This is a genomic window from Staphylococcus lloydii (genome assembly GCF_015775975.1).
GTDB classification, from domain to species: Bacteria; Bacillota; Bacilli; order Staphylococcales; family Staphylococcaceae; genus Staphylococcus; species Staphylococcus lloydii.
On sequence record NZ_CP064056.1, the window covers coordinates 2,439,586 to 2,462,987 of the forward strand.

33 protein-coding genes and 1 riboswitch are annotated in these 23,402 nt (G+C 36.3%); of the genes, 9 read left to right on the forward strand and 24 right to left on the reverse strand.

All coding sequences use genetic code 11. The features are described from left to right. Positions 1 to 2: 2 nt before the first annotated feature. From ISP08_RS12035 to ISP08_RS12095, 13 genes are all read right to left on the reverse strand, one after another. Complete coding sequence (locus tag ISP08_RS12035) at positions 3 to 200, reverse strand: hypothetical protein (protein ID WP_195718783.1); 198 nt, start codon at positions 198 to 200, stop codon at positions 3 to 5. 268 nt (positions 201 to 468) lie between these two features. Next, positions 469 to 963 (reverse strand): MazG-like family protein, encoded by a 495-nt coding sequence (locus ISP08_RS12040; protein WP_195718785.1) that lies wholly within the window; start codon positions 961 to 963, stop codon positions 469 to 471. A gap of 55 nt (positions 964 to 1,018) precedes the next feature. Continuing rightward, complete coding sequence (locus tag ISP08_RS12045) at positions 1,019 to 1,336, reverse strand: hypothetical protein (RefSeq protein ID WP_195718786.1); 318 nt, start codon at positions 1,334 to 1,336, stop codon at positions 1,019 to 1,021. Further along, positions 1,336 to 1,983, reverse strand: a complete 648-nt coding sequence (locus ISP08_RS12050) for a nucleoside 2-deoxyribosyltransferase (RefSeq protein WP_195718787.1) — start codon at positions 1,981 to 1,983, stop codon at positions 1,336 to 1,338. The genes ISP08_RS12045 and ISP08_RS12050 overlap by 1 nt, the downstream gene beginning before the upstream one ends. Then, positions 1,983 to 2,396: a DUF3310 domain-containing protein gene (locus tag ISP08_RS12055; protein ID WP_195718788.1), complete on the reverse strand. Its 414-nt coding sequence runs from the start codon at positions 2,394 to 2,396 to the stop codon at positions 1,983 to 1,985. Before ISP08_RS12055 ends, ISP08_RS12050 begins: the two co-directional genes overlap by 1 nt. Further along, positions 2,396 to 2,761, reverse strand: coding sequence for an SA1788 family PVL leukocidin-associated protein (locus ISP08_RS12060; RefSeq protein WP_196931164.1), 366 nt, complete (start codon positions 2,759 to 2,761; stop codon positions 2,396 to 2,398). The genes ISP08_RS12055 and ISP08_RS12060 overlap by 1 nt, the downstream gene beginning before the upstream one ends. Positions 2,762 to 2,988: 227 nt before the next feature. Continuing rightward, on the reverse strand, positions 2,989 to 3,207 hold the full coding sequence (locus tag ISP08_RS12065; RefSeq protein ID WP_195718790.1) for a hypothetical protein: 219 nt from the start codon (positions 3,205 to 3,207) through the stop codon (positions 2,989 to 2,991). A 12-nt stretch (positions 3,208 to 3,219) separates the two neighbouring features. Beyond that, positions 3,220 to 5,169, reverse strand: coding sequence for a DNA polymerase (locus tag ISP08_RS12070; protein WP_195718791.1), 1,950 nt, complete (start codon positions 5,167 to 5,169; stop codon positions 3,220 to 3,222). A 24-nt stretch (positions 5,170 to 5,193) separates the two neighbouring features. Beyond that, on the reverse strand, positions 5,194 to 5,754 hold the full coding sequence (locus tag ISP08_RS12075; protein ID WP_195718792.1) for a DUF2815 family protein: 561 nt from the start codon (positions 5,752 to 5,754) through the stop codon (positions 5,194 to 5,196). Between the two features lie 51 nt (positions 5,755 to 5,805). Next, positions 5,806 to 6,984, reverse strand: coding sequence for a DUF2800 domain-containing protein (locus tag ISP08_RS12080; protein WP_195718793.1), 1,179 nt, complete (start codon positions 6,982 to 6,984; stop codon positions 5,806 to 5,808). Next, the gene (locus ISP08_RS12085) at positions 6,977 to 7,387 is read right to left on the reverse strand and encodes a hypothetical protein (RefSeq protein WP_195718794.1); all 411 of its coding nucleotides are present in this window, start codon (positions 7,385 to 7,387) and stop codon (positions 6,977 to 6,979) included. The genes ISP08_RS12080 and ISP08_RS12085 overlap by 8 nt, the downstream gene beginning before the upstream one ends. Positions 7,388 to 7,451: 64 nt before the next feature. Then, positions 7,452 to 7,631 (reverse strand): hypothetical protein, encoded by a 180-nt coding sequence (locus tag ISP08_RS12090; RefSeq protein WP_195718795.1) that lies wholly within the window; start codon positions 7,629 to 7,631, stop codon positions 7,452 to 7,454. A gap of 88 nt (positions 7,632 to 7,719) precedes the next feature. Beyond that, positions 7,720 to 7,920 carry a helix-turn-helix domain-containing protein gene (locus ISP08_RS12095; RefSeq protein ID WP_195718796.1) on the reverse strand — a complete coding sequence of 67 codons (201 nt, stop codon included), beginning with the start codon at positions 7,918 to 7,920 and terminating at the stop codon, positions 7,720 to 7,722. Between the two features lie 375 nt (positions 7,921 to 8,295). On the opposite strand from ISP08_RS12095, the gene ISP08_RS12100 reads away from it, so the two are divergent. The 5 genes from ISP08_RS12100 (at position 8,296) to ISP08_RS12120 (ending at position 11,751) form a co-directional block, all read left to right on the forward strand. Next, complete coding sequence (locus ISP08_RS12100; RefSeq protein WP_195718797.1) at positions 8,296 to 8,637, forward strand: helix-turn-helix domain-containing protein; 342 nt, start codon at positions 8,296 to 8,298, stop codon at positions 8,635 to 8,637. A gap of 12 nt (positions 8,638 to 8,649) precedes the next feature. Continuing rightward, a complete protein-coding gene (locus ISP08_RS12105; protein WP_195718798.1) occupies positions 8,650 to 9,255 on the forward strand; it encodes an ImmA/IrrE family metallo-endopeptidase in 606 nt (201 codons plus the stop codon). A gap of 141 nt (positions 9,256 to 9,396) precedes the next feature. Next, complete coding sequence (locus ISP08_RS12110) at positions 9,397 to 9,570, forward strand: hypothetical protein (RefSeq protein WP_195718799.1); 174 nt, start codon at positions 9,397 to 9,399, stop codon at positions 9,568 to 9,570. Next, positions 9,563 to 10,960, forward strand: a complete 1,398-nt coding sequence (locus tag ISP08_RS12115) for a recombinase family protein (RefSeq protein WP_195718800.1) — start codon at positions 9,563 to 9,565, stop codon at positions 10,958 to 10,960. Before ISP08_RS12110 ends, ISP08_RS12115 begins: the two co-directional genes overlap by 8 nt. Before the next feature lie 422 nt (positions 10,961 to 11,382). Then, positions 11,383 to 11,751, forward strand: coding sequence for a magnetosome magnetite crystal formation protein family (locus ISP08_RS12120; RefSeq protein ID WP_195718801.1), 369 nt, complete (start codon positions 11,383 to 11,385; stop codon positions 11,749 to 11,751). A 262-nt stretch (positions 11,752 to 12,013) separates the two neighbouring features. On the opposite strand, the gene ISP08_RS12125 is transcribed toward ISP08_RS12120, so the two are convergent. Next, on the reverse strand, positions 12,014 to 12,328 hold the full coding sequence (locus ISP08_RS12125) for a DMT family transporter (protein WP_229294135.1): 315 nt from the start codon (positions 12,326 to 12,328) through the stop codon (positions 12,014 to 12,016). Between the two features lie 3 nt (positions 12,329 to 12,331). Then, complete coding sequence (locus ISP08_RS12130; RefSeq protein WP_195718802.1) at positions 12,332 to 12,655, reverse strand: DMT family transporter; 324 nt, start codon at positions 12,653 to 12,655, stop codon at positions 12,332 to 12,334. Positions 12,656 to 12,704: 49 nt separating this feature from the next. Further along, positions 12,705 to 12,805, reverse strand: a riboswitch (guanidine-I (ykkC/yxkD leader). A gap of 222 nt (positions 12,806 to 13,027) precedes the next feature. Between ISP08_RS12130 and ISP08_RS12135 the strand changes: the two genes are divergently transcribed. Next, positions 13,028 to 13,252 (forward strand): hypothetical protein, encoded by a 225-nt coding sequence (locus ISP08_RS12135; RefSeq protein WP_048794508.1) that lies wholly within the window; start codon positions 13,028 to 13,030, stop codon positions 13,250 to 13,252. A gap of 383 nt (positions 13,253 to 13,635) precedes the next feature. On the opposite strand, the gene ISP08_RS12140 is transcribed toward ISP08_RS12135, so the two are convergent. Further along, complete coding sequence (locus ISP08_RS12140; RefSeq protein ID WP_195718803.1) at positions 13,636 to 14,067, reverse strand: organic hydroperoxide resistance protein; 432 nt, start codon at positions 14,065 to 14,067, stop codon at positions 13,636 to 13,638. Between the two features lie 169 nt (positions 14,068 to 14,236). After that, positions 14,237 to 15,817, reverse strand: coding sequence for an acyl-CoA synthetase MbcS (gene mbcS / locus ISP08_RS12145; protein ID WP_195718804.1), 1,581 nt, complete (start codon positions 15,815 to 15,817; stop codon positions 14,237 to 14,239). Between the two features lie 277 nt (positions 15,818 to 16,094). Between mbcS and ISP08_RS12150 the strand changes: the two genes are divergently transcribed. After that, positions 16,095 to 17,027 carry a ketopantoate reductase family protein gene (locus ISP08_RS12150; protein WP_195718805.1) on the forward strand — a complete coding sequence of 311 codons (933 nt, stop codon included), beginning with the start codon at positions 16,095 to 16,097 and terminating at the stop codon, positions 17,025 to 17,027. A 91-nt stretch (positions 17,028 to 17,118) separates the two neighbouring features. Here ISP08_RS12150 and ISP08_RS12155 read toward each other — a convergent pair whose 3' ends face one another. From ISP08_RS12155 to ISP08_RS12170, 4 genes are all read right to left on the reverse strand, one after another. Then, entirely contained in the window at positions 17,119 to 17,445 is a 327-nt protein-coding gene (locus tag ISP08_RS12155) for a PH domain-containing protein (protein WP_195718806.1), read from the reverse strand. 184 nt (positions 17,446 to 17,629) lie between these two features. After that, positions 17,630 to 18,985, reverse strand: a complete 1,356-nt coding sequence (glcP, locus tag ISP08_RS12160) for a glucose transporter GlcP (protein ID WP_048794513.1) — start codon at positions 18,983 to 18,985, stop codon at positions 17,630 to 17,632. Positions 18,986 to 19,414: 429 nt separating this feature from the next. Then, positions 19,415 to 19,798 (reverse strand): VOC family protein, encoded by a 384-nt coding sequence (locus tag ISP08_RS12165; RefSeq protein WP_195718807.1) that lies wholly within the window; start codon positions 19,796 to 19,798, stop codon positions 19,415 to 19,417. A gap of 21 nt (positions 19,799 to 19,819) precedes the next feature. Then, complete coding sequence (locus tag ISP08_RS12170; RefSeq protein WP_195718808.1) at positions 19,820 to 20,224, reverse strand: SRPBCC domain-containing protein; 405 nt, start codon at positions 20,222 to 20,224, stop codon at positions 19,820 to 19,822. 139 nt (positions 20,225 to 20,363) lie between these two features. Between ISP08_RS12170 and ISP08_RS12175 the strand changes: the two genes are divergently transcribed. Further along, positions 20,364 to 20,741 (forward strand): VOC family protein, encoded by a 378-nt coding sequence (locus ISP08_RS12175; protein ID WP_195718809.1) that lies wholly within the window; start codon positions 20,364 to 20,366, stop codon positions 20,739 to 20,741. Between the two features lie 54 nt (positions 20,742 to 20,795). Here ISP08_RS12175 and ISP08_RS12180 read toward each other — a convergent pair whose 3' ends face one another. Both ISP08_RS12180 and ISP08_RS12185 read right to left on the reverse strand, forming a co-directional pair. Beyond that, complete coding sequence (locus ISP08_RS12180) at positions 20,796 to 20,969, reverse strand: hypothetical protein (RefSeq protein ID WP_193391005.1); 174 nt, start codon at positions 20,967 to 20,969, stop codon at positions 20,796 to 20,798. A gap of 115 nt (positions 20,970 to 21,084) precedes the next feature. After that, positions 21,085 to 21,267 carry a hypothetical protein gene (locus tag ISP08_RS12185; RefSeq protein WP_195718810.1) on the reverse strand — a complete coding sequence of 61 codons (183 nt, stop codon included), beginning with the start codon at positions 21,265 to 21,267 and terminating at the stop codon, positions 21,085 to 21,087. Between the two features lie 463 nt (positions 21,268 to 21,730). On the opposite strand from ISP08_RS12185, the gene ISP08_RS12190 reads away from it, so the two are divergent. Further along, positions 21,731 to 22,546 carry an alpha/beta fold hydrolase gene (locus ISP08_RS12190; protein WP_195718811.1) on the forward strand — a complete coding sequence of 272 codons (816 nt, stop codon included), beginning with the start codon at positions 21,731 to 21,733 and terminating at the stop codon, positions 22,544 to 22,546. A gap of 291 nt (positions 22,547 to 22,837) precedes the next feature. Here ISP08_RS12190 and ISP08_RS12195 read toward each other — a convergent pair whose 3' ends face one another. Then, positions 22,838 to 23,380, reverse strand: a complete 543-nt coding sequence (locus ISP08_RS12195) for a hypothetical protein (protein WP_048794519.1) — start codon at positions 23,378 to 23,380, stop codon at positions 22,838 to 22,840. Between the last annotated feature and the right edge of the window lie 22 nt (positions 23,381 to 23,402).

Consider the following 23,402-nt stretch of genomic DNA (forward strand, 5'->3'; position numbering starts at 1 on the left):
CTCTAATCTATTTCTATGTGCTCATGGTCAGCGAAATCGTTGGGCTTAATAACTAGGTAGTCCTCTATTGCCTCAAATAGCTCTATGACTTCAAGTATGTCTTTGTTGTCTTTTAGAATTGCATCGCCGTCAACTTTAACATCGTAATGTCTTGATAGCTCGAGGCTATCTTCTAATTCTTGCACTGTGTAATTTTTCATTATTTGCCCCCTCTTTTCAATCCTCTTAGGTTCACATCATTTTCAAATACCAAGACTGTTTTGTATAAGCCTCTTAGCTGGTTAGCTATTAGGTTTATATCTCTGTCACTTGCTTTTGGCCGAGGTGCAATAAATGCTACTTGATTTGTTTCATCTATATGCACGTTCACTCGTCTGGTGTTTTTATATCTGTCTCGAGCCTCTCTGTATATCAACCAAAATATAGCTACTAACAGTAAAGCGTTAATTACAACCGTGAATATTGACATTACAAGTCAGCCTCTTTTACGAATTTGCCGTCTATCATCTTGCCTTTACGGTCTTTAATCTCATCGTAAGCAAGCGCTACGCAATGAGTGAAGTCGAGGCCATACTCGCCACAAGTCTGCACAAGGTCAGTATTTAACTCGTAAACCTGAGGCATAATAAACGAAATTCTGTCGCTGAGTAAGTCGCCTAAGTCTGATAAATTTAAAATGTAGCCGACTGTGCTGTGTTTAGGTCTTAATGTCTCGACGCTTGCCTCTTCTAGCAATCTAACCATTGAGTTGTCTGTTTGCTTACTCATGATGACAAGCACGACAAACATGTCGCCGATACTGTCCTTAATCACGTCTAAGTCTTGCTTGTTGATACCTTTGACTAATTCGCCGAACTCTTCAACCAGCTTGTCGAATTGTTTGATTGGGTCGGCTGTGTGTAGGTTTCTGTCCTCAGCCCATTGCTCGATTTTCTTTGTTAAGTCAATTAGTTCATTTGTCATTGTGTTTGCCCTCCTGATTATTGATACCTTGACGCATCTTTGCGCTAAGGCCTGTTTAATAGTATTCATGTAGTCCTTTAGCTAACTGCTCTCGGAGCTTAATTGCTACGTTGCGATATTGCGAACTTGCTGGCGTGATTTCGAGTTTAAATGCGATGAAGCCCTCCATAGCCTCGAAGCGTTTACGCCATAAAGTAGAGTTGTACTGCGCTTTGGCCGTCTCTTCATAAATGCTTTGGAGCTTGTCCTGCTGGTTGTCTATTAAGTCTCTAAGCTCTCTATTTTCCAGTTCTAGTGCTTTGTTACGTTCTATAATCTCATTAGCTTCACTGAGCACCTTTTCTAGGTGGTTGGCGATTTCTTGTGTATTCATTACTTATCAACTCCTACAAAGAAACTTATTTCTGAGCCGTCAACAAACCCTAATTCGTGACGTTCGCCCTCAATGCCTCTTTCAATGCTGTGGCTTTCTATGAAGTCCAGCCCTTTGGCCTCTAGCTCACGCTCAATGCGTTTCATATTGAACAGTATGCTATTCGTGAATGGTGTGTCATTTTCTAACGTCTGCCTGATTCCCTCGAAATCCTGAACGCCTCTGCCCTCAGTCACTTCTAAGATAACGCCGTAGACGTATTGGTTAATTGAGAACTCTGCTCTGTCCTGCTCATCAGGAATGTGGCCTGTGCCTTGTCTCATGTCCGTACAGTGCACATAGACCTTAAGTTCAGGCTTTTCACGTTTTAACTTCTGAATGTAGCCCAGCTCACATATTGTCCCTTGTGCATGTGGCAAATAATCCAATACGATAATGTCAGCTTGCTCAATGCCTGACGTGTCATTTGTGACGATACGCTCGGCCAGCCCTTGCTGATCTGCGCTTGATTTATCGTTGATACTCTTATCGTCCTGAGGATTATAGACCTCATAGTCTAATCGTTTAAATGCTGACTTCTCGTAAGCTCTGCGTAATTGCTGGCCGTGGCTCAACATGTCGCCAGCTAGATAAATAAGTTTTGTCATTATTTGCCCTCCTGCTGTAACTTCTCTTTGTAACGTTCTGCATAATCAATAATTTTGTTCAACTCTTTGACCTTGTCGTCTTTACGACCTAAACGTACAGCGTATTTGCTTATTTGTGACTTCATAGCGCCTTGGAACTCCTCCTCGGACATTTGCATATGCCAAAAGTCTATAAGGTCTATGCCATTGTCTCTGTGGCTCTGATAGTGTTGTTCTCTCACAGTCTCAGCTGGGTTTATGATTGTAATGTCTAGGGCGTTGTCGATGTGATAAGTGTCTATGCCGTCGTACACGGTCGCTTTCATCACGTCGTAATATAGCTCAGTGATTTCTCCTATTACCTCTTCGCCTGACATAATAGGGTACTCAAATGAAACAAGGTCGCCGATATTTAAGTCTTTAATCAATGCCATTATTTAACCACCTCAGAACATTTGAATTTGTAGCTACTTAATAGATACTGCGCATATTCGCCGAAAGTATGTTGCTGTGGCGTGCCGTCGTACATGTGAGGTCTGCGCTCCATGTCACGTTGCTTTGCCATTTCTGCTTTTGCTAGACGTTTTCTTTCATGCTTTCTTGCCTTACTGCGCATACGTGCTAGTTGCTTGTCTTTGAGTATTTCCGTTTCGTCTACAGCCTCTAATTCTCTTGAAAGTTTTCTGTCGAAAATGCCTCCCTGCATATTAGATACTGCGTTTCTAAAGCTTTTGCCCTCACTGAGATTGTTGAATAAGCGTCTCGTGTCGTTGTAGTGTATGCCAATGCGCTCAATCACATACAACGGAATGTATAACACTCTTGTTGCGTCTGCGTATCTGAGGCAAATATCGCCCTCATACATGTAATAGTTTTTGTTTAGCTCGATTGACTCAATCAGTCCCCAGCCGTCATCAAGTCGCTTTTGTATCTGTCCTAGTGTCAGTTTTCTGCTCCAAATGTTTTGGACTTGTTCATCTGTCAGCTCAAATGTGCCGTCCTGTGTCTGTAATGTTCTGAACTTCATTAGAAATGCTCCTCCCAGTCTTTTAATCTTGATTTACCAGTCATCGCCATGACCTCACTCGCCATGTCGTCATAGTATTCGCTTATATATTCATCAGCTTTGTCTGCGATGTCATCGCTGTTGTTTGCTGTTACAGTAATTTCAGTTTCATATTCAATCGTGAGCTTAACAGGGACTTTATATTCGCCCCATTCGCTCACGTTATCTAGTGCGCCCATGATTTTCCTCCTTTAGTCTTTCATATAGAACGGACTAACAAAGCCGTCACTATCTAGATTTAAACCGTCAGCCCATACAACAGGCTGGCTCATAATATCTTCTATATCTTTCAAATGGTCGTGGCCGTCGTCAGGCACTTCGAGAATGATTTCATCGTGTACATGTGCCACTATCTTGTAGCCCTCTGCCTCTAGTCGTTCCATTGAAACGCCTAATGCGTCACGAGCTGTGGCCTGTACGATGTTCTCGACGAGTTTGCCTCCGTAGGTTTTAACTGTCGTCCATTTTCGGTTGAGGTCTAAGCCTCTAAACGCTATGACGGTTGCGCCCCAACTATTATTAGCTAGTTCTGCATTTCTATAGACCAATGTTCTGCCACTTGATAGCTCTATGAGTAAGTGCTTTTGTTTTAAATAGAATTTAAGGCCGTTTGTGTATCGAGGCTCGCCGTCCTCTAGTACGCCAATAGCTGATTTCTGACAGTTATACCAAAACTTTTTGATGTTTGGGTTGGCTTTACGCCAGCTATCGACAAGAGGCTTGAGCTCGTCCTCTTCAATGCCCATGTCTAGGGCTCCCATTGATTTGAGGGCGCCTGCGCCTCCTTGATAGCCCAGCGCCAGCTCGGCCACTTTGCCTTTTTGTCTGAGTGGGTCGCCTTTGCCTATGCTCTCAACAGGTACACCGAACATTTGAGACGCTGACGCCTCGTATATCTTGCCGTGAGTGTCGAACACATCAAGGCGCCATTGTTCGCCTGCAAGCCATGCGATGACACGTGCCTCAATGGCTGAGAAGTCACTAACAGCTAACTTGTAGCCGTCCTGAGCTGTAAATGTCGTTCTAACAAGTTGGCTCAATATGTCTTGGTACTCGTAATCGAGCATAAGGTCTAACCATTCAAAATCTTGCTTTTTTATTGCCTCACGAGCGATGTCGAGTTCTTCATCTGTCATCTTGTGCTTAGTGAGGTTTTGCATTTGTACGCCACGCCCTGCCCAACGTCCTGTACCTGCACCGTAAAACTGGAACATGCCTCTAATACGGTTGTCATTGCATGCCATGTTATACATCTTGTCGTATTTCTTAACGCTGGTTTTGCTCATTTGCTGGCGTAGCTCTAACATTTTGTGCGCTCTACCTGTCGTTTTTTCTAGGTATTCGTCAACTGTCGCCTTACGCAAGTTGTCTAATTCAACACCCTGTTCGTTAAACCAGCCCACTAGCTGTTGTTGACTGTTTGGGTTGTCGAGGCCTGTCAGCCTCTTAGCCTGTTCTTGTAATGATGATTTGCTTATTTTGTCTAACTCATAAGCTCCCAGCATTAGTTGCTCGTCGATATGAACACCTCTGTCATTGATGTGCTGGTCTATCGTCCATAGCAACTGCTCACTAGGCAACACCTCAAAGTCTGCGATTTCGTCGCCGATTGCCATTTCAGCCTCAACGTCTTTAACGCAATACGAAATGAACTGCTCCCATTTCTCTGTGTCGTGTTCAGGTAGGTTACGAGTACGGCCACCATTTACTTTTGTTGGCTTACAAGGCACTGAAAAGTATCTTATTAATGCTTTACCTGATTTGTCTTTTTGAGCTTCTACTTCAAGCACCTCTGCACATTTCTCAAGTGAGGCTGGTAGGCCGACCCTTGTTGCGTCGACCATGTCACAAACCCACTCGTCAGCTGGCATTGTTGTATTGAAGTGTTTGGCTAAGCACACACGCTCGAAATTGGCGTTAAATGCTCGCTTTTCGACCTCAGGGTCTAATAAATGCCATTTGAACTGCTTATATCGTTTGTCGTCTTTGTCGTACATATCTATGGCTCTTACTTCGCCACCGTCGATTGAAAATGCGATGATTAATATTTCAAAGTCAGGCGCCTCGGTATAGCGATAAGCGCCCGTTTTTCTTATGTCATAACTTGAATAGGTCTCAATATCAATGTGCATTACTGTCATTCTGTGGCCTCCCTTAATGGCTTATTAGTCGAACATGTCATCAAGGTCAGCGTCAAAGTCGATAAAATCAGCGAACTCGTCCTCAGCTTTAGCGCCTCCACCACTTAATGGCTCGCCGTCTTTTGCTTTCATGATGTTACCTAATCCACATGCAATGCCTTTACTGCCTGATACTGCATAAGGGTAGAAGTTGACTGTTACTCGAATGTAGCAACCACTGTAAACCTCGTCAGAGTCGTCTGTGCGTTGTCCGTCCATATCTAATACTTGAGGTTTACGTTTCGTTTTAGCATTTAAGAAATAAGCGTTTTGATATGCTTCATCGTCCTCACGATCTGTGTCGCCGTCACGTAAAGGTGTTGTAAGGTTAGCTGGTATCTTGCCTCCGAACTTCTCTTTGCCGTTCTGCTTAGCGTTCTCTACTGCTTTCTTAATGCTGTTAAGTGATTTCTCGTCGTTCTTGTCGATAATTAAGCTCACATTGTATTTTGGCTCGTCTCCCTCGTTCATTGCTTGAGGCTCAAATATATGTGCGTAGCTCGCTCTTGCGTAAATCATTACTCGTGTTTTTAATTGTTCTGCCATTGTGAAAAACTCCTTTAAATTTGATTTATAATATAGTTCTGATTTTTAGATTTAATGTTCAATAAAGACTGTAAAGTCATTTTCTGCGCTATTTTGAATAGCTTCTCGTTTGTCGTCCTCAGTTACTAGCGTAGGCTTGCCCTGTGGCTTCTCTACTAAATCGCTAAGTAACTCAGTCACTTTCTTTTTGCCGAGTTGCTTCTCTAGTTTTGAAATACTTAATACTTTAGTTTCTGTTACTTCTTGAGGGTCGTAATGTGCTTTAAGTCGCTCGTAAACCTGACCGTCATCGACATATTTACGGCTTGCTCTGCCCTCTACGACTTTCCAGCCGTTAAAATTGCGATTGTTCTCAAAGGCTTGCTCTCTGCAATATTCTTCAACGTCTTTTGCCCAGCGTTTTATTTCAGGCAATTTGTGAAGTAATTCAGCAAGCTCGTCATCGCTTAGCGTTGCTGGTGCGTTCATGTCGTCTTGCTTTACGTTGTTTGCCTCGGCTCTTGCTCTGCATGAGTGGCGTATCTTACAAAATCGACAATGGCTACCAGCTTTAAACTCGCCTTGTCCGTTGTAGGCTTTGAGCGCTTGAGGTTTAACTGTGTTAAGCCCCCATTCTATGAGGTCATCAGCGTCTACTGTTTCACTTGATATGTCGTTCAATCTCGGCTGTACAATTTTCATTTTGATTGTGTGTATATCCTCAAAGTCTTTGAGTAGCTCATAGGCTCCTAGCCCGTACAATCTCAATTGTGGATTGTTCAGCGCTGACACTTCGACGCCTTTACCGAATTTAAGGTCTATGACCTCAACAGTGCCGTTGTAATAGATAACAACGTCGCCCGTGCCGAATGACTCGGGTACATATCTTGTCAGGTCGAGCCTGTGTTCAAAAAACAATATGGGCTCGTCTTGAGCTTTAGCCTCGTTGATTGTTTCCTCAACGACATTGACGTACTGCTCAACGTGTTCTCTCAGCTCTTCTGAGTAGTATTCGCTTTGCTTACGTTCCTCGAATTGCTTTTCAAAGTCACTGTCGCTTAAATCTTCATATAAGTTACTGAAATACAACTCTGATAGTTCATGAGCGAATGTCCCCTCTTGAGCGAACTCTGTCGTAGTATCAACCACACCCGCGCTTGCTTTAATGCTGGGAGGGCAATTCAGCCATTGCTTAGCTCCACTTGCGCTTAGCTTGGCGTGAGCTCTTGCTGAGTGATCAAGGTTACTCATTTTCTAACTCTTTCACATAATCAATAATGGCTTGACGGTGTTCAGGCTGAATGTCTGTGACCTTTTTAGCTCCTGTTTCTTTTATCTTCTCTTTAAGTTTTAACTTATTGTCGTTGTTGTTACCTTTAATGATTTTGGCAACTTCTCTTTTCATTGTTGCTTCATCGGGTACATCGTCAATGCTGTTTAATTCTGTTGATTTTGGCTCATCTTCTTTAGAGCTTTCAGCATGAGCTGGCTGTTCATTTTCTTTGCTTGTTTCTTCTGCTGGTGTTTCTTCTTTATCTGCTTGATAATTATCATTTAAGCTATAACCCTCAAATGCTTTAGTCTGTTCGCGTTTAAGTCTGTTAGACTCTTTGAGCTGGTCTGCAATTTGCAATAATACATCTTCTAATGCCATGTTGTAATTCCTCCCATTTTGTTTTATACTTTAGTTATTCATAATTTTTTAAGTTCTCTAGGTCTTACTCGTTGGCGAGAGTGAGGCCTTTTTTGTGTTCCATTTCAGAGAATGTGATTTCAGTTAACAAACCAATTGCTGTCGCTATGACTAAACCTACAAATATGTCTGTCAACACTACTGAGGCTGTGCCAATAACAACTGATAACACAATCGAGTAGAATGTTTTGACTGTTTGTTTCATTAGATAACACCTCTCGTTTTCATAAAGTCGTACCAGTATTGAACTACTTGAGGAGGTACATAATCCTCAGGCTTCTTTTCCTTTTGCATTATTTTTCCTCCTTAGCATTTAGGTTTCTCGTCTTTTTCAAATACGTAAGTATTTTACGCTTTTGAAGTGGCGCATTTCTGTGGTTATTCAGAATGTCACTCAAGTACGGCGCTGAAATATCTAAATCCTTTGCAAGCTCTCGTTGAGATATGTTTCGTTTTTCTAACTCACTGCGAACATGCGCCCCAAAATCTTCCATTTGAACCCCCCTTAGATAATTTGCTAATTATCTACTAATTTCCTATTTACGGAAATTAGCTAATATGCTAATATTAAAAATGTGGAAATTAGCTAATAAGACAGACTACTCCCTACAAACAAATCAAGTTTTTTAGTAAGTTTAACTGTCTTATATCCATGCTAAAGGCTAACTAAAATAGCAAAAAGATAAATCAAAGGTTTTGGCGAACTTCATTATCAATTGCTGGTTTTTTGTTAGCTAATTAATTAGCACATGTCATACTATATTAGAGAATTAGCTATAATGCAACAGTAAATTTAGATTTTTCTCTAATTATTTTTTAGCATTTACGCTAAACACTAGTGTGACGGTGCTTCAAAAGGAGCAAAAAATTTGAACTTATACGAGAAAATAAAAAAACTTTGTAGCGAAAGAGGTATTTCGATTGCTCATTTAGAGCGTGAAACTGGAATTTCAAACGGGCAAATTAAACGCTGGGCTAAAAGTAGCCCAAGTGTTGAAAATTTAAAAAAGGTAGCAAAATACTTCGATGTTTCATTGGAGTTTCTAGCTGATGACAATGCCAAAACTACTGACCCAGAAATGACAGAAGATATACGCATTATGCAAAGAGCTGCGCAAAATATGAGTGAGGAAGATAGGAAGAAAGCTATTAAAGTTTTTGAGGCTTTCTTTGAAAATTGGGAAGATATGACAAAAGATAATAAGGATTAAGGGGTTTTACAGTTGAATTATGAAGAAAGTCAATCCTTTATGTTTGCCGTTGAGAACGCTCATCAGCTAATTAGTGATGTAGGTTTCCCTGTAGAAATCAATAGTCTAATCAAGGCTGACCCATATGTAGAATTATTTACCTTTGGCGAGTTTGCACGGATGACTAATATAAAAAGATGCGAGGTATTTGAAATAGGACAAACAGATGAGGCTTTCCATTTTAAAAAGGGCGATAAGTCTGTAATTGTCTACAACGCACTTAAAAACATAAAGCGTCAACGTTTCACTTTAGCTCACGAGTATGGTCACATCAAACTCAACCATACAGGCAAGTCAATTTATGAAAGTGCTACGAACACCGTTTCTTATTCTCGAGAGGAATATGAGGCTGATGTATTCGCAAGTGGTTTGTTGTTTCCATTGCACAAAAGATATGAGTATAAAGGGAAAAGCTCATATGAGATTGCCAATAAATTCAATATCAGTTTTAGTGCTGTAAAGGTATCTATGCGTATATTAGAAAGACATATTGAGTTAGGTCTTGAAACTTATCTTACTAAATATCGTCACAGAAAATCTGACAGCTATATTAATTTTTTAAGGGAATTTTCGAGTTAAGTTTTGCTCGAAGATGCATAGTCATAGTTGTTCATTTGGGAGTGGATAAAATGACTAGATATTTATAAGTCTGGCTTATAGAGGACAGCGAAATTACTGTCCTTATTATTTTTACTATTTTTAGGGGTGTAATAACAAAGTATGAAAGTATTAGAAGTATATAGGTATGAATTTTTTACTGAATATAAAGTAAAAACAAATAAAGGTGTATTCATTCATAGTGTTTCTAATGAAAAATCACATTTTACAGCTAAAGAAGAGTTAAAAGCTTTTGCTGAATCCATGAGTAAATACGGGGAGGTAAAACATGACTAAAGTTGCAATATACACCCGTGTATCAACACTAGAACAGGCGAATGAAGGCTATTCTATCGAGGGGCAAGAGAAGCGCTTAAAATCGTACTGCGAGATAAATGATTGGGATAAATACGAGCTATTTGTCGACGCAGGAAAGTCAGCAGGAAGTACAGACAGAGCAGGCCTGCAAAACCTAATAAGTAGACTAGATGAGTTCGATTTAATACTTGTCTACAAATTAGATAGGCTTACTCGCTCTGTTCGTGACCTTATGAGCTTATTAGATATATTTGAAAAACATAATGTTAAGTTCAGAAGTGCTACAGAGGTATTTGACACTACAAGCGCTATTGGTAAACTCTTTATAACGCTGGTCGGTGCCATGGCTGAGTGGGAGCGTTCCACCATTGCTGAAAGAACATCTCAAGGGCGTAAAATGTCTGCTGAAAAAGGTAATTATACAGCACCTGTGCCGTTCTATTACGATAAAATTGACGGCAAACTCTACCCTAATGAAAATCGCAAAGTAGTTGAGTATATGGCTGAAAGGGTAAAAGCTGGCGTGAGTTTACGTGCTGTCGCTGTCGAACTAAACAACTCTAAATACAGGCCACCTCAAAGCGACTCATGGAATAAAAGTAAAGTTAAGGATATTCTAGTCGCCCCTGTAACTCGAGGCCATACACAAATCAGTGATGTATTCATAGAGAACTCACACGAGCCTATTATAAGCCAATCAGACTATGAGGTAATAGTGTCTACCATTTCCACACGTAAGCACTCACGTGGACTTAAACACACGTCTGTGTTCAGAGGCCTATTGTCTTGCCACCAATGCGGGCAACGTCTAACACTTGCTATAACTAAACGTAAGAAAAAGAACGGCGAGGTTTTTCAGTATTCACATTATAGTTGTGCTCGTTGTAAAGCTGATAAATCTGCGAGAAGTGTCAACGTGATTTTCAGTGAGGTTGAACATGCCTTTTTAAACTATATAAAACATAGTGATCTAGAAGCCTATGAGGACAAACCAACAGAAAAGCCGAATGAGAGTATTATCGACGTAGAAAAGATAAAACAGCAAAGGAAGAAATACCAGCAAGCGTGGGCTAAGGATTTAATGAGTGATGAGGAGTTTGAGGAACTAATCAAAGAAACTGATGAGCTACTCGACCAGCACAACAAACAGCTAATAGCTGAAAAGAAAAAAGAAACAAATAGTGATCAAATCAAAACAGCTAGAAATTTAATACTCAAAGGCTGGAGCAACATGTCTGATGAAGATAAAGAGACAATGTTGAGCTCAACAATAAGCAAGATTGAATATAATTTTATAGAGGGTGGAGGCGTAGGCTCTAAACGTAAACCTAATGCCATTGAAATAACGAAAATGAAGTTCAAATTTTAGTCTGGGTCTTTGGCAAGTCATACAACTTCGAGCGACCGGTTGAAATATGGATAGCTTTAGGCTTTTCTATTTGTATCTTCTTACCCGCTCTTCTGCTGGGTGTTTTTAAGTATAAAGCAACGCGTATCATTTCAACGATATGGCAAATTCTTTTTGCTGTACCGGCATTATTTCTGACACTCATCGTTATATTCACTACTCCAGTGCCACTTCTTGTAGTTGTTTTAATTTTAACTACGATGGTTATCATCGCGAGTGCCATAACAACGTTATGTGCAGAATAATCATTTTAAAGACCTTAGTTATAAGGTCTTTTTTTATGTTATACATCCCCGATTAACTGCCTAACAATGTTGTCATATTAAGTAAATAACCTATATACTTCATATCTTATTTGATACACTCATTGTGAGGTGAAATAAATGGATTACAAAACTTCTCAAGATAATAATGTTCAAAGCGGTAAAGTTCTTGCAGCTCTATGTTACTTCAGTATATTTTTCGCACCACTCATCTTACCTATTATTGTATGGATATTGTCAGACAAACCTACATCATCACATGCAGCAAAATCTTTGATTTACCATATGATTACTTATCTATGCCCGTTTATTTTAATAATTAGTGCAAGCCTTGGTGCAAGTGCATTATCTTACCAATCAACTTGGCAATCAGTTGTAATGATCGTTATAGCTATCGTACTCGTAGTGATCACAATTTGGTATACAATTAAAAATATATACCGAGGCGTCAAAGTATTAATAACAGACGAAGGTTATTTTCGACCTTAGTCTAAATCTTTGAAACACAGTAAACTTTTTCACTTAAATTAAACAGTGAAAACTAACAAACTAAGGCTGAGTAAAAATTATTTCTCGGCCTTAGTTTTCTATTCCAATATATTTAGTATTGAGGTCTAATATTTAAAGTGGAACATTTGAAACAACAAAGCATCATATGCTATATTAAGTATGTAGTTAATAATAACTACTAGTCTTTTATATTCATGAACATATTACTCTTAAAGAGCGACACTTTCGTGTCGCTCTTTTTTTAACTCAATAATTTCAAACCAATTGTACTTGCTAAAATTACCACGATACATAATATACGTAACAAATTTTTTGATTCTTTATAAAACAACATACCTATCACTGCCCCACCAACTGCACCGATACCAGTCCACACTGCATATGCTGTACTCATTGGCAACGTCATCATCGCTATAGCTAAACAAATAAAACTAAGTGTGAAATTAACAATCATATATAGCAATGATATTAATTTATTATTATGAGTATAAGCATTCAATGATGCTACGCCTAGCATCTCAAAAACACCTGCAATAATTAATAAAATCCAATCCATAATTTATGCTCCTCTCTCACTCGTAGTAGCAAGTTTTAGTCCGACCACGCCAGCCAGTAACGTAAATATCAACACTATTTTCCCCATATTTAATGGTTGTCCAAAAACAAAGAAATCACATAAAGTAACACCCGTAGTACCGAGGCCAACAAATATCGCATACGTCGTTCCTACTGGTAACATTTTCGACGCTTGTATTAATAAATAGAAACTTAGAAAAATAGCTATTACCGTACCAAACCATTCCATAAGATTAGATGCATGTGTTAAACCTATGACCCATCCAACTTCAAACAGTGCTGCTATAACAATTTTTAACCAATTCATTTTTATACCTCCTAATAAATAAAAAAGCCCGGAAGATAGTAACTAAACTATCTCCCAGGCTTTTATCCTTCCGTGTAACATGCAATAAACATGTCGCTTTCTCTCGGACCAGTCTAACTATAAAGTTACGGAACCCTAGAAAGCTTTTATTAAATTAATTGAACTATATCAAATCTCTATACAATGGTCAACCATAGTATTTTATAAATGCTGGAGCATCTTAAATTAAAATTTTTTCAATTATCTAGGTTAAAACACTCTACATTTTACTAATTTTAATGTATACTAGTAGTTAATTAGAATAATTCTAATTTAGAGTTGAGAATTATAGATTCCAGACAATAATATATATAAAGAAAGGTGAAGATGATTATGCAATTATTAGGCTATAAAATGGAAAACGAAGAATTAGTCGCAACTGTGTTATCAGACAAAGAACATTTATTTAAATACACGTTTGATGTATCAACACCTGAATATGAAATATTAAACGTCTTAGAAGAAATTAATGAACATGTAGATAATGGCTTTCATCCATTAGGTTGTACTATTATTAAAAACTATGACTTCAAGGACGTGAGAAATTATTCATTGTAAATATCAAGCATCCAACCTGAAATGAGTGCATCTGTTCCGTTTAATCGACAGTGTACTCATTTTTTAATTGTTCCTTTTGATAAATACCTATCCTACCCTCTTATAAAAAGTCGTATACGTAGTCGTCGCTATTAAATGTATACATGCAACCTCGCATATTTGATCTACTCATTTTTCTATTTGTACCACGTTTATGATGTTTTTTACCTAACACTACATTATAAATCCATTAGAATGATATGCTTCTTTAGTTTATTAAAAATGCATGTAAATCAACGTTGAGCCATTTTAATGAACTACGCCCCGTATATATCGTTTAACAAAAAAGGAATAATCATAGCAACTTTAGACTGTGTAGTTACTATATTATTCCTCTTTAAAAATTATTGTGCATGCACTTCTAATGATATATCAATATTACCTTTAGTTGCTTTTGAGTAAGGGCAATAATTATGTGCTTTTTCTACATATGCTTCTGCATCTTCTTGTGACATATTTTCTAATGTCACTGTTAAAGTGCCACCTAATTTAACTCCATTGTCCGCTTCATCTACGATTAGTTCAATAGATGCTTCAACTTCTGGGTTAGCATCTGTAACACCACTTTTTTGCAATATTAAAGACAACGCACTATTAAAACAAGCGCTATAGCCTGCTGCAAATAGTTGTTCTGGGTTAGTTTCAGCAGTAGTAGCATTACCTCCCATTTCTTTTGGAGTAGCTAAATTTTGTACGAACGTATTATCAGGGCTAAACACACGACCATCACGACCGCCATTGCTAATCATATTTGTTGCATATAATACTTTAGACATCTATACGCACCTCTATTTGTATATACTTATCAGTATATTTTATTTACCTCAATCAAATTAAGTACAATTCAATTGAGATTAATTTTATTATATAACTGTAACTTGTAATATTCAACTACCTTGTTTATAAAAAAAGATAGCACCTTTATTTCGGTGCCATCTTCTTTACTTATTTATTATATTTTTCGATTTCTGCTTCACGTAATTCTACACGTCTAATTTTACCAGAATTTGTCTTAGGTAAATCATCAACAAATTCTATTTTTCGCGGATATTTGTATGGTGCAACATCTTGTTTAACAAAGTTTTGCAACTCTTTTACTAGCGCGTCATTTCCTTCTACATCGTCTTGTAGAATAACGAAAGCTTTAACTACGTTACCACGAATATCATCAGGACTAGCAACGACAGCACATTCTTTTACAGAAGGATGCCCAATGAGTGAGTCTTCTACTTCGAATGGTCCAATTGTATACCCTGAACTAATAATAATGTCATCACTTCTACCTTGGAACCAGAAATAGCCGTCTTCATCGATACGTGCACGATCGCCTGTGACATAAAATTGTCCACGTTTGGAGTCTGTCGTACGTTCTTCATCTTTATAATAACCCTTAAAGAGTGCTGGTGAGTCTAACCAGACAGCAATATCACCTGTGACACCTGGTTCAACTTCATTACCATCCTCATCGATGATTGCAACTTGGTCGCCTAAAATAGCTTTACCCATTGAACCTGGACGAGTTTCAGCATCTTTAAGCGAACCAATTAATAGCGTATTCTCTGTTTGACCATAACCATCTCTTACAGTTAAATCAAAATTTTGTTGGAATTTTTCTATTACTTCTTGGTTTAAAGGTTCTCCTGCAGAAACTGCACTATGAAGATGAGATAAATCATAATCTTTCAAATTAGGTAATTTAGCCATTAATCGATATTCTGTCGGAGTACAACATAACACATTCACTTCGTATCTTTGTAATAATTCTAAATATTTTTTAGCATCAAATTTACCTTGATAAACTAAGGCTTTAGCGCCTGAACCCATGATAGATAGGTATGGACTCCAAATCCATTTTTGCCAACCTGGCGCAGCAGTAGCCCAAGCTGTGTCACCTTCGTTCACGCTTAACCAATATTTAGGTGCTGTTTGCATGTGTGCATAACCCCAGCCATGTGTATGAACAACGGCTTTCGGTTTAGCAGTCGTACCTGATGTATAAGACAATAGCGCAATATCATCTCTATGCGTTGCGACAATATCTAATTCATCGCTTGCTTGTTGCTGTTCGTCTTCAATATTAATCCAATCGTCTTCATGTCCACCGACGATAAATTTCGTTAAATTATCATATTCTGCTATATCTTTAAATTCATTAACGCCCTCATTAATTACTACTACAGCAGCTACATCTCCATGTGTAATTCTATGTTGTAAGTCTTTAGTTCTAAGCATTTCAGAACTAGGAATAATAACTAAACCTAATTTTAATGCAGCAGTATAAATTTCATACGTAATAATGCTACGAGGCATCATTATTAAAACTTTATCCCCTTTTTGTAACCCATGATTCGAAAATACGTGTCCGATTTTATTGGCATTTTTTATTAAATTAGCATAAGTAATACTATCTGTATTACCCTTTTCATCTTCATAAGCTATCGCCTGTTTCGACGTATCAACGGCATATTTTTCAATTTCTTCAACAATATTATACCGTTCTGGTGCAACTAAATCTGATTTCTTCATAATTACTCTCCTTTTGAAATTAAAATATATATCACATCTTATTTTAAAATCATCTTAAACATGAACATAGTACCTTAACTTTTAATCATACGTCTAAATTGTACGCCTATTTCAGTAATTTGATAAGTAAAAAGTCTGATAATTGCAAATTTATACTGATAAAATGATAAAATAATTCTATATAGCAAAATATATAAGACTAAAAATTTATATAGCGGGTTATTTATTAGTCTTATGCAAAGAACTAACGATTATTTTTTTATAAGGATGTGTTTTCATGTATAATATCGCAATCGCTGGTGCCGGTGCTATGGGCGGCCGCATCGGAACACAAATAAAAGAAGCAGGTTACAATGTAACGCTCATCGACTATTGGGATGAACATATCAAAAAAATTAATGACGATGGTCTAGAAATTAAAACGGAAACATCCACTTATAATGTAAGTATCACTGCTAAAAAGCCTTCTGAAGTAAATGAACAGTATGATTTACTTATTATTTTAACTAAAGCAATGGACGCTTCAGCAATGATTAATGCGTTATATGATAGAGATGCCATCAAAGCATCGACAGCGATATTAACTATGATGAACGGGTTAGGACATGACGAACGTTTCGCAGAAGTAGTACCAAAATCTCAAATATTTTTAGCAGTGACAATGTGGACTGCTGGATTAAGAGGTCCTGGACAACTTTTATTAGAAGGGTCAGGTACAATAGAATTGCAACGTGCCGATGGCGAAGCCGATTATCGAACTGAAGAAATAAATAACATATTTAATAAAGCTGGATTAAATTCAGTTATCAGTGATAATGTCTTTATTTCTATATGGTCAAAGGCTACTTTAAATAGTGTACTTAACCCTTTATGTACGATCTTAGATAAACGCATTGGCGAATTAGGTGCATACGATCGAGCTAGAGATATGATTCAACCATTAATAGAAGAAATTGTAGCTGTAGCTAATGCGCGTAACGTTGATATCAAAACAGATGATATGGTTCACAAGATAGAAGCTGCTTATCCTGAATCTACACAAGGGTTACACTACCCTTCAATGCATCAAGATTTGCACAAAGGCCGTTTGACAGAAATTGATTTCCTTAACGGTCAAATTGCTAAATATGGGAAAGACCTGAATATCTCTACGCCACTAAACACAATGTTAACTCACCAAGTTCACGAGTTAGAGCTTGATTATGTATAACATTAAGCCATACATTTTAGAAGTTTATATAACTAAAAGAGCTCACAACTAATGCATGCAATTAGCTGTGAGCTTCTTTTTCAATCATTCTCTAGTTCACTTGTTGTTGTACATAAGACGTAAATGTTTCTACATCGCCTTTTTCAATGTTTTTAATTGGGAAGTCACCAATTTCAAAACTCAAATTGATCGCTTGTTCATCATGAGAAATAGATTTAATTTCGTTATATCCAATATTTCTATAATAAAATTGTCCATCCATATCAACATTTAAAATCAATCGTTCATTTGTAGCTATGTAAGCTCCTTTATATAAACGTTGTTCACCTTTAACATTATATTCTATATCTCCAAGTACTGATGGTCCTTTCTTCTCAGTTGGAAATAAATCGTTTGGATTCACATTATCTAAAATCATCTTATCCTCACCTTTGTTCTTTTTCAGTTTGCTATGTTATTTCTAAATTACCACTTTATTAGTGCTTAATAACATTGTGAATTATAGATATAAAATTGTCTATTAAGAGCAACTATATTTAACTAATAAGTTCAATAAATAGAAAAGCGTACAAATCCCTATAATTTGTACGCTTTAAAAATCATTATATACTTTGTGTTTTTTCTGGTTTAGCGCCAGTTCTCTCTCTTAAATCATATTCAATTTCTTCTAAACTACGACCTCTTGTTTCTGGTAAGAATTTAATAACAAAAATCATAGCTAAGACGCCAATAACTGCGAATATTAAGAAGACCCATTCTGTACTTAATGCACCATTAAGCATTGGGAATAACTGTGCAACAATAATTGTACCAACGTTTAGCACTAATGTTGCTACACCAGTAGCCGCACCACGCGCACGCATTGGGAACATTTCGGGTAACATAACCCACAAAATTGGTCCCCAAGTTAAACCAAAGAATACGATAAATAGTGATAAGCAAATGATAATAATCCATGAAGATGAAGTAATACCAATTGTCCAAATAAGTACCGCCATAATTACTAATGAAGCGACCATCCCAATATTACCAGTCACCAACATTTTCTTACGTCCTACTTTGTCTACTACAAATACTGCTACTACCGTAACAAGCACGTTAATCAGACCAATACCAACTGTACCTAAAATTGAAGTTGCTTCTCCTAAGCCCGCTTTGTTTAAAATTGTTGGTGCATAGAAAATAATCGCATTAATACCGACTATTTGTTGAAATAAAGCAAAAACACAACCAATAATTAATGTTGGTCTAATCCATGGAGATTTTAATATCGTCCATGTTGATTCAGAAATAGCTGAGATTTCTTTCATTTCTTTAATCTCTTTCTCTATTTCTTGATCATTAAATGTAATTTTCATTACTTTTCTTGCGGCACTTTCCCCTTTATGCTCTAACAACCATCTAGGACTTTCAGGCATAAACGCAATACCAATTAATAAGATAACTGAAGGTACTACGGCTAAACCAACCATCCAACGCCAAGCTTCCATGTCTGCAAAAGCATAGTTAACTAAGTAAGCTGCTAAAATACCAATCGTAATCATCAATTGGTTAAGTGATCCAAGAGAACCACGGAATTGTGTAGGTGCCATTTCAGATAAATAGACAGGAACAGTAGCCATTGAACCACCTACTGCTAAACCAATAATTAAACGTCCTAATATTAACATTTCAATGTTTTGTGCAAATGATAATATCAATGTGCCTACGATAAATACTATCGCAATAATCAATACTAGACGTCTTCTTCCTATTTTGTCGGATAGCGGGCCACTACTACCAGCACCGATTATTGCGCCAAATAGCATTGATGACACAACTAGACCTTTCATAGATTCACTTAGTGGAATATCATGGTGAATAAATAATAATGCGCCAGAAATAACACCATTATCATAACCATATAATAATCCGCCTAAAGCTCCCAAAATAAAAATTAAATATTTGTTTGCATTCACTTAATATCATCCCTTTCATAATTAAGGCTATTATAATCCAAAAATGAAAGCGTTTCAATTTAAATTTTAATAAAATTTACAAACAATTATAATAAAAAAGGAATTTGAAAAGCTTATAATACAATGAGGGCCAATTTTTACAGAGAAAAAATTTTCACTCATACTATTAATTAAATAAAAAAATTCTTATTCAAGAAGCACTTAGAATAAGAATTTGGTATAAAATATTAAGTTTTGTTAGACAATTAATCTTCATCTTTATCAGCAAAATGGATAAAAAACCCGCTTACTATTGCCACAGGTATACCTATAAGGGGGGTAAACATTAGACTAAAAACACATGCGAAAATAAGACTAAAAAATATGGAAATAAATCCTGATTGTCGTTCTTTTTCAATTCTCTCACGCAATATTTTCACCACACCCTTACTATTGTTCAATTAATTGAATTAAATTGCCACAAGTATCATCAAATATGGCCAGTTTGATGTCACCCATAGCGTATGGTTCTTGGGTAAAGCGGACACCTCGCGCTTTTAACAATTCGTACTCTTTTTTTAAATTTTCAGTAGCAAACATTGTAGCTGGTATGCCTTCATTAAAAAGACGTGTTTGATAATCTTTAGCGATAGGATTATCGTTCGGCTCTAATACAATCTCTACTGGATTAGTAGAATTATTTTCTTTTACAGTGAGCCATTTAGGGCCACCCATATCTATATTATGTTTAAGTTCGAAGCCTAATATTTCTGTATAAAATTGTTGTGCGCGCGCTTGATCTTCTACAAATATACTTGTTGCTATTATTTTCATTGTTAAGACACCACCAAAAATTTATTGTAATCCTGCTCTAATTTGCACACCATGCTCAATATAAGCTTTTAGACAACTTAACATATAAACCCAACCTTCTTTTTGGCCGAGCATACGCTCAATTTCGGATGAATCAAAAGCACTTTCTTTTGTCGTTACTAACGTTTTATCATCATATGATTCGAAATTTATTGTCACCGTCTTATCTCCCCACTGAAATTCAATATTTTCATTAGGTATAACTGCTTTAACTTTAATTTCAACTTCTGCATCATATTCATCGTAACGTAATACTATATTCTTACCAGTTTCCCAACGTTTTGAACTTGATGAAAACCAGAAGCCACCGATTTCCTTAGGATCCACAAATGCTTCAAATACCGTTGAAGTTGGCGCAACAATTTCCATTTTAGTAATAATGTCCATATGTAATTCCCCTTTTCCATCAAATCATATGTTTAATTATTGCCTTCAACAATCTTCTTTAAACTAACAATAGTTATAGTATGCTTTTTTATCATTTCTCTATTATACTTTATAAAAATAGTCTTTTGAGGTGAAAACAATGTTAAATAGATTAGATGAAGTAATGATATATGTAAATAATCATGATAAAGTGATAGATTTTTGGACAACACACCTTTCTTTCACTGTTGTAGAAGATACAACTGAGATGGACATGCGCGTTGTTAAATTAGCACCATCAGAAGATGCACAAACTTTAATTGTTTTACAAGATAAAGAAAAAGTAGATGCGATGGATATGGGTGTTAGCACGGCTACACCATCATTAATCTTTGCTACCACAAATTTCGATTCGTTACGTGAATCACTACAAGAAAACGGTGTTGAAACTGGTGAAGTCATGACATTACCTATGGGTAGAGTGTTTAATTTTGCTGATCCGGAACAAAATTACTTTGCCGTAAAAGAAGTACAATAATAAAAATGACCTCCCGTTCTAGACTACGGGAGGTCTTAAATTTGTGCTAATCTATTATATAAGTGCGTTAATAATTAAACCGACAATATCGACTACACCAAAAATTAAAAATACGGTACCTAAACTAATGAAGCTTTGTTTTCTTCCTAAGCGATGACGAGAGGTTCTTTTACCTAAAACTAAGAACACAATACCTACGATAATTAATAATATTGCTACATACCACATATCGATTCCTCTCCTTATTATATAATACCGGATAAATACTCTTACTATAATAAATACCCGGAATATGTTTTTCATAACTTACTTCGTTATGAGCAATATAATCGAGGATAGATTATTACTTAGTCCTTTTATTTTTGTATTGTTCATACAAGAAAGAAGCATAACCTATGATGAATGCGATTAATGCTACAATTACAGATCCAAGAATGGCATCTATACCACAAACCGCTATAAATAATAGAAATATTATGACCGCTGTAAATATACTTTTTAAAATTGCTTTCAGGTGTAATAACATGCCACAAGACTTCCTCTCAAAAAGATATCAACTCTGTATTTTCAAATTTTAGATACTACTTACCGTCTAAAATAATAAATTAATATCTATACTATTCATATATGTCAGTGATTAAATTTAATTTATAAAAATAGCGGTAAGTACATAAAGTACTTACCATTTAATTGAGTATTTGTGTTTGCAAATGGACCTAGTACAAAGAAAAACTTAATACTGGCCTCTAAAAAATAGTATATATTAAAATTTTTATATTGCAACGCTTTTTCATTAGTTTTTTATGTAGATTTAAAGTAAAAATAATTTTGTTTTAAAAATTTTATATGTATATTTTATTGTCACCCCGAAATATCATGATGCTTACTTTCAAATTTCCATACTCACATGAAAAAGTACACATATTTTTACAAAGTATAGTTATCTTGGTATGTTGAAAGAAAGATACAATCTATAGGAGGCAAATAACATGGCAATGTCAAAAAACAATATAAATTATAAGGCTTACGGTAGTGGTACTCCTATATTATTTATTCATGGCAATAGTCTTAACAAAGATAGTATGGAGCAAGTTTACGAGCCCATTTTCCAAAACAGTAACGATTATTACAGAGTTTATATAGATTTACCTGGAATGGGTCGTTCAAGCGATACGGGCATTAATAATTCAGATGATATGTTAGATGCCTTACTTACGTTTATTCATGAGTTAGACATTACTAACCAACTTATATTATTTGGGCATTCTTATGGAGGATACTTATGTTTAGGGCTCATGCACCGTATGCAAGATAGTGTCATAGGTGCCCATCTAAATGCACCAGTCATTTACGCTCAAAACGATGATAGAATACTCGAAGAAAATGAAAATATTATAGAACAAAAAATAACTACTGATAATCCAGATGAAGACTACCAAAACTATTTAGACATCAATACACGCATAAATAATCAAACATGGCAAAAGTATATGGCCCAAATTGCACCTGGCTTACACCAAGCAGATCCAGAATTTCTCGATTATCTTCACAGAGAAGATAACACACACTATAAACTATCTTGTGAATCAAAATTCAATATTTCTAACCGCACCACCATTACACTAGTACTGGGTAAAAGAGATAATATCGTAGGTTATCGTGACCAACTAAATTATTTTGCGCATATGCCTAATACCTCACTATATGTGTTCGACGATGCTGGCCACCACACATTTATAGATAATTATCAGTCGAATGAAGCAATAGTTACTCATTTCCTAAATGCTATCAATACACAGCAATAAAAAAAGACCCCTAATCATAGGGGCCTTCTGAGACTATAACGGGAGTTAACATTCTCAATATACCTTAGAGCATGTTGAGAACCCATCTCGTATAATCTTACATGCCCTAAGGCATGCTATTAAAATTATATGCCGAACAATTTATTTTGTAAATCTTTTTATAATATTAATTAGTTTCACAAAATATATTTTCCAATAAGTAAAAATTATCAGTTAAGTTCAAAATAAAAAGCATGTGATGTCGCACTTTAATATACTGCGCAACGTCACATGCTTTTTATGCTATCAACGTTATTTATCTACGTTGATAAATTGCAACTCATATATTGACTCATCGTCATAAGAGTTAAAGACATCAATTTTACCATTTAAATATAGCTCTTGAGTCTTTCTACTTACATTGTGTTTATAAGTCAGTTTTAATTTTAAATTAGATTCATAACCATTATTTTCTATTGTTTCTTCAATCTCTTTAAAGACATCTTTGTTAATAGGTAACAAATAGCCTTCTTTGCTTGGTAATATACTAACAAATTTTCGTTCTAATACATCATCATTACCTGCTATATAAATTTCAATAGTAATTTGTTTAGCAGCACCGCCACCTAAATTGTAGAGTTGTAAAAAGTCTTCTTGCCTATTGCCATCTCTATTTACGGCAGTGTTGTGCAAAGTTAGGCCCTTGCCGCTTCTTTTTATTAAAATTTGATTGAAGCCGAGCGCAGGTATAAACGCTATTTTCATTTGATATAGTTGCAATGATACAGAAATAAAATAGAACAATGCCATTATAAATGTACCTATTTGTCCAATTGCGGATATAACATTCAACATAAAATTCTCCTTATCATTTTAT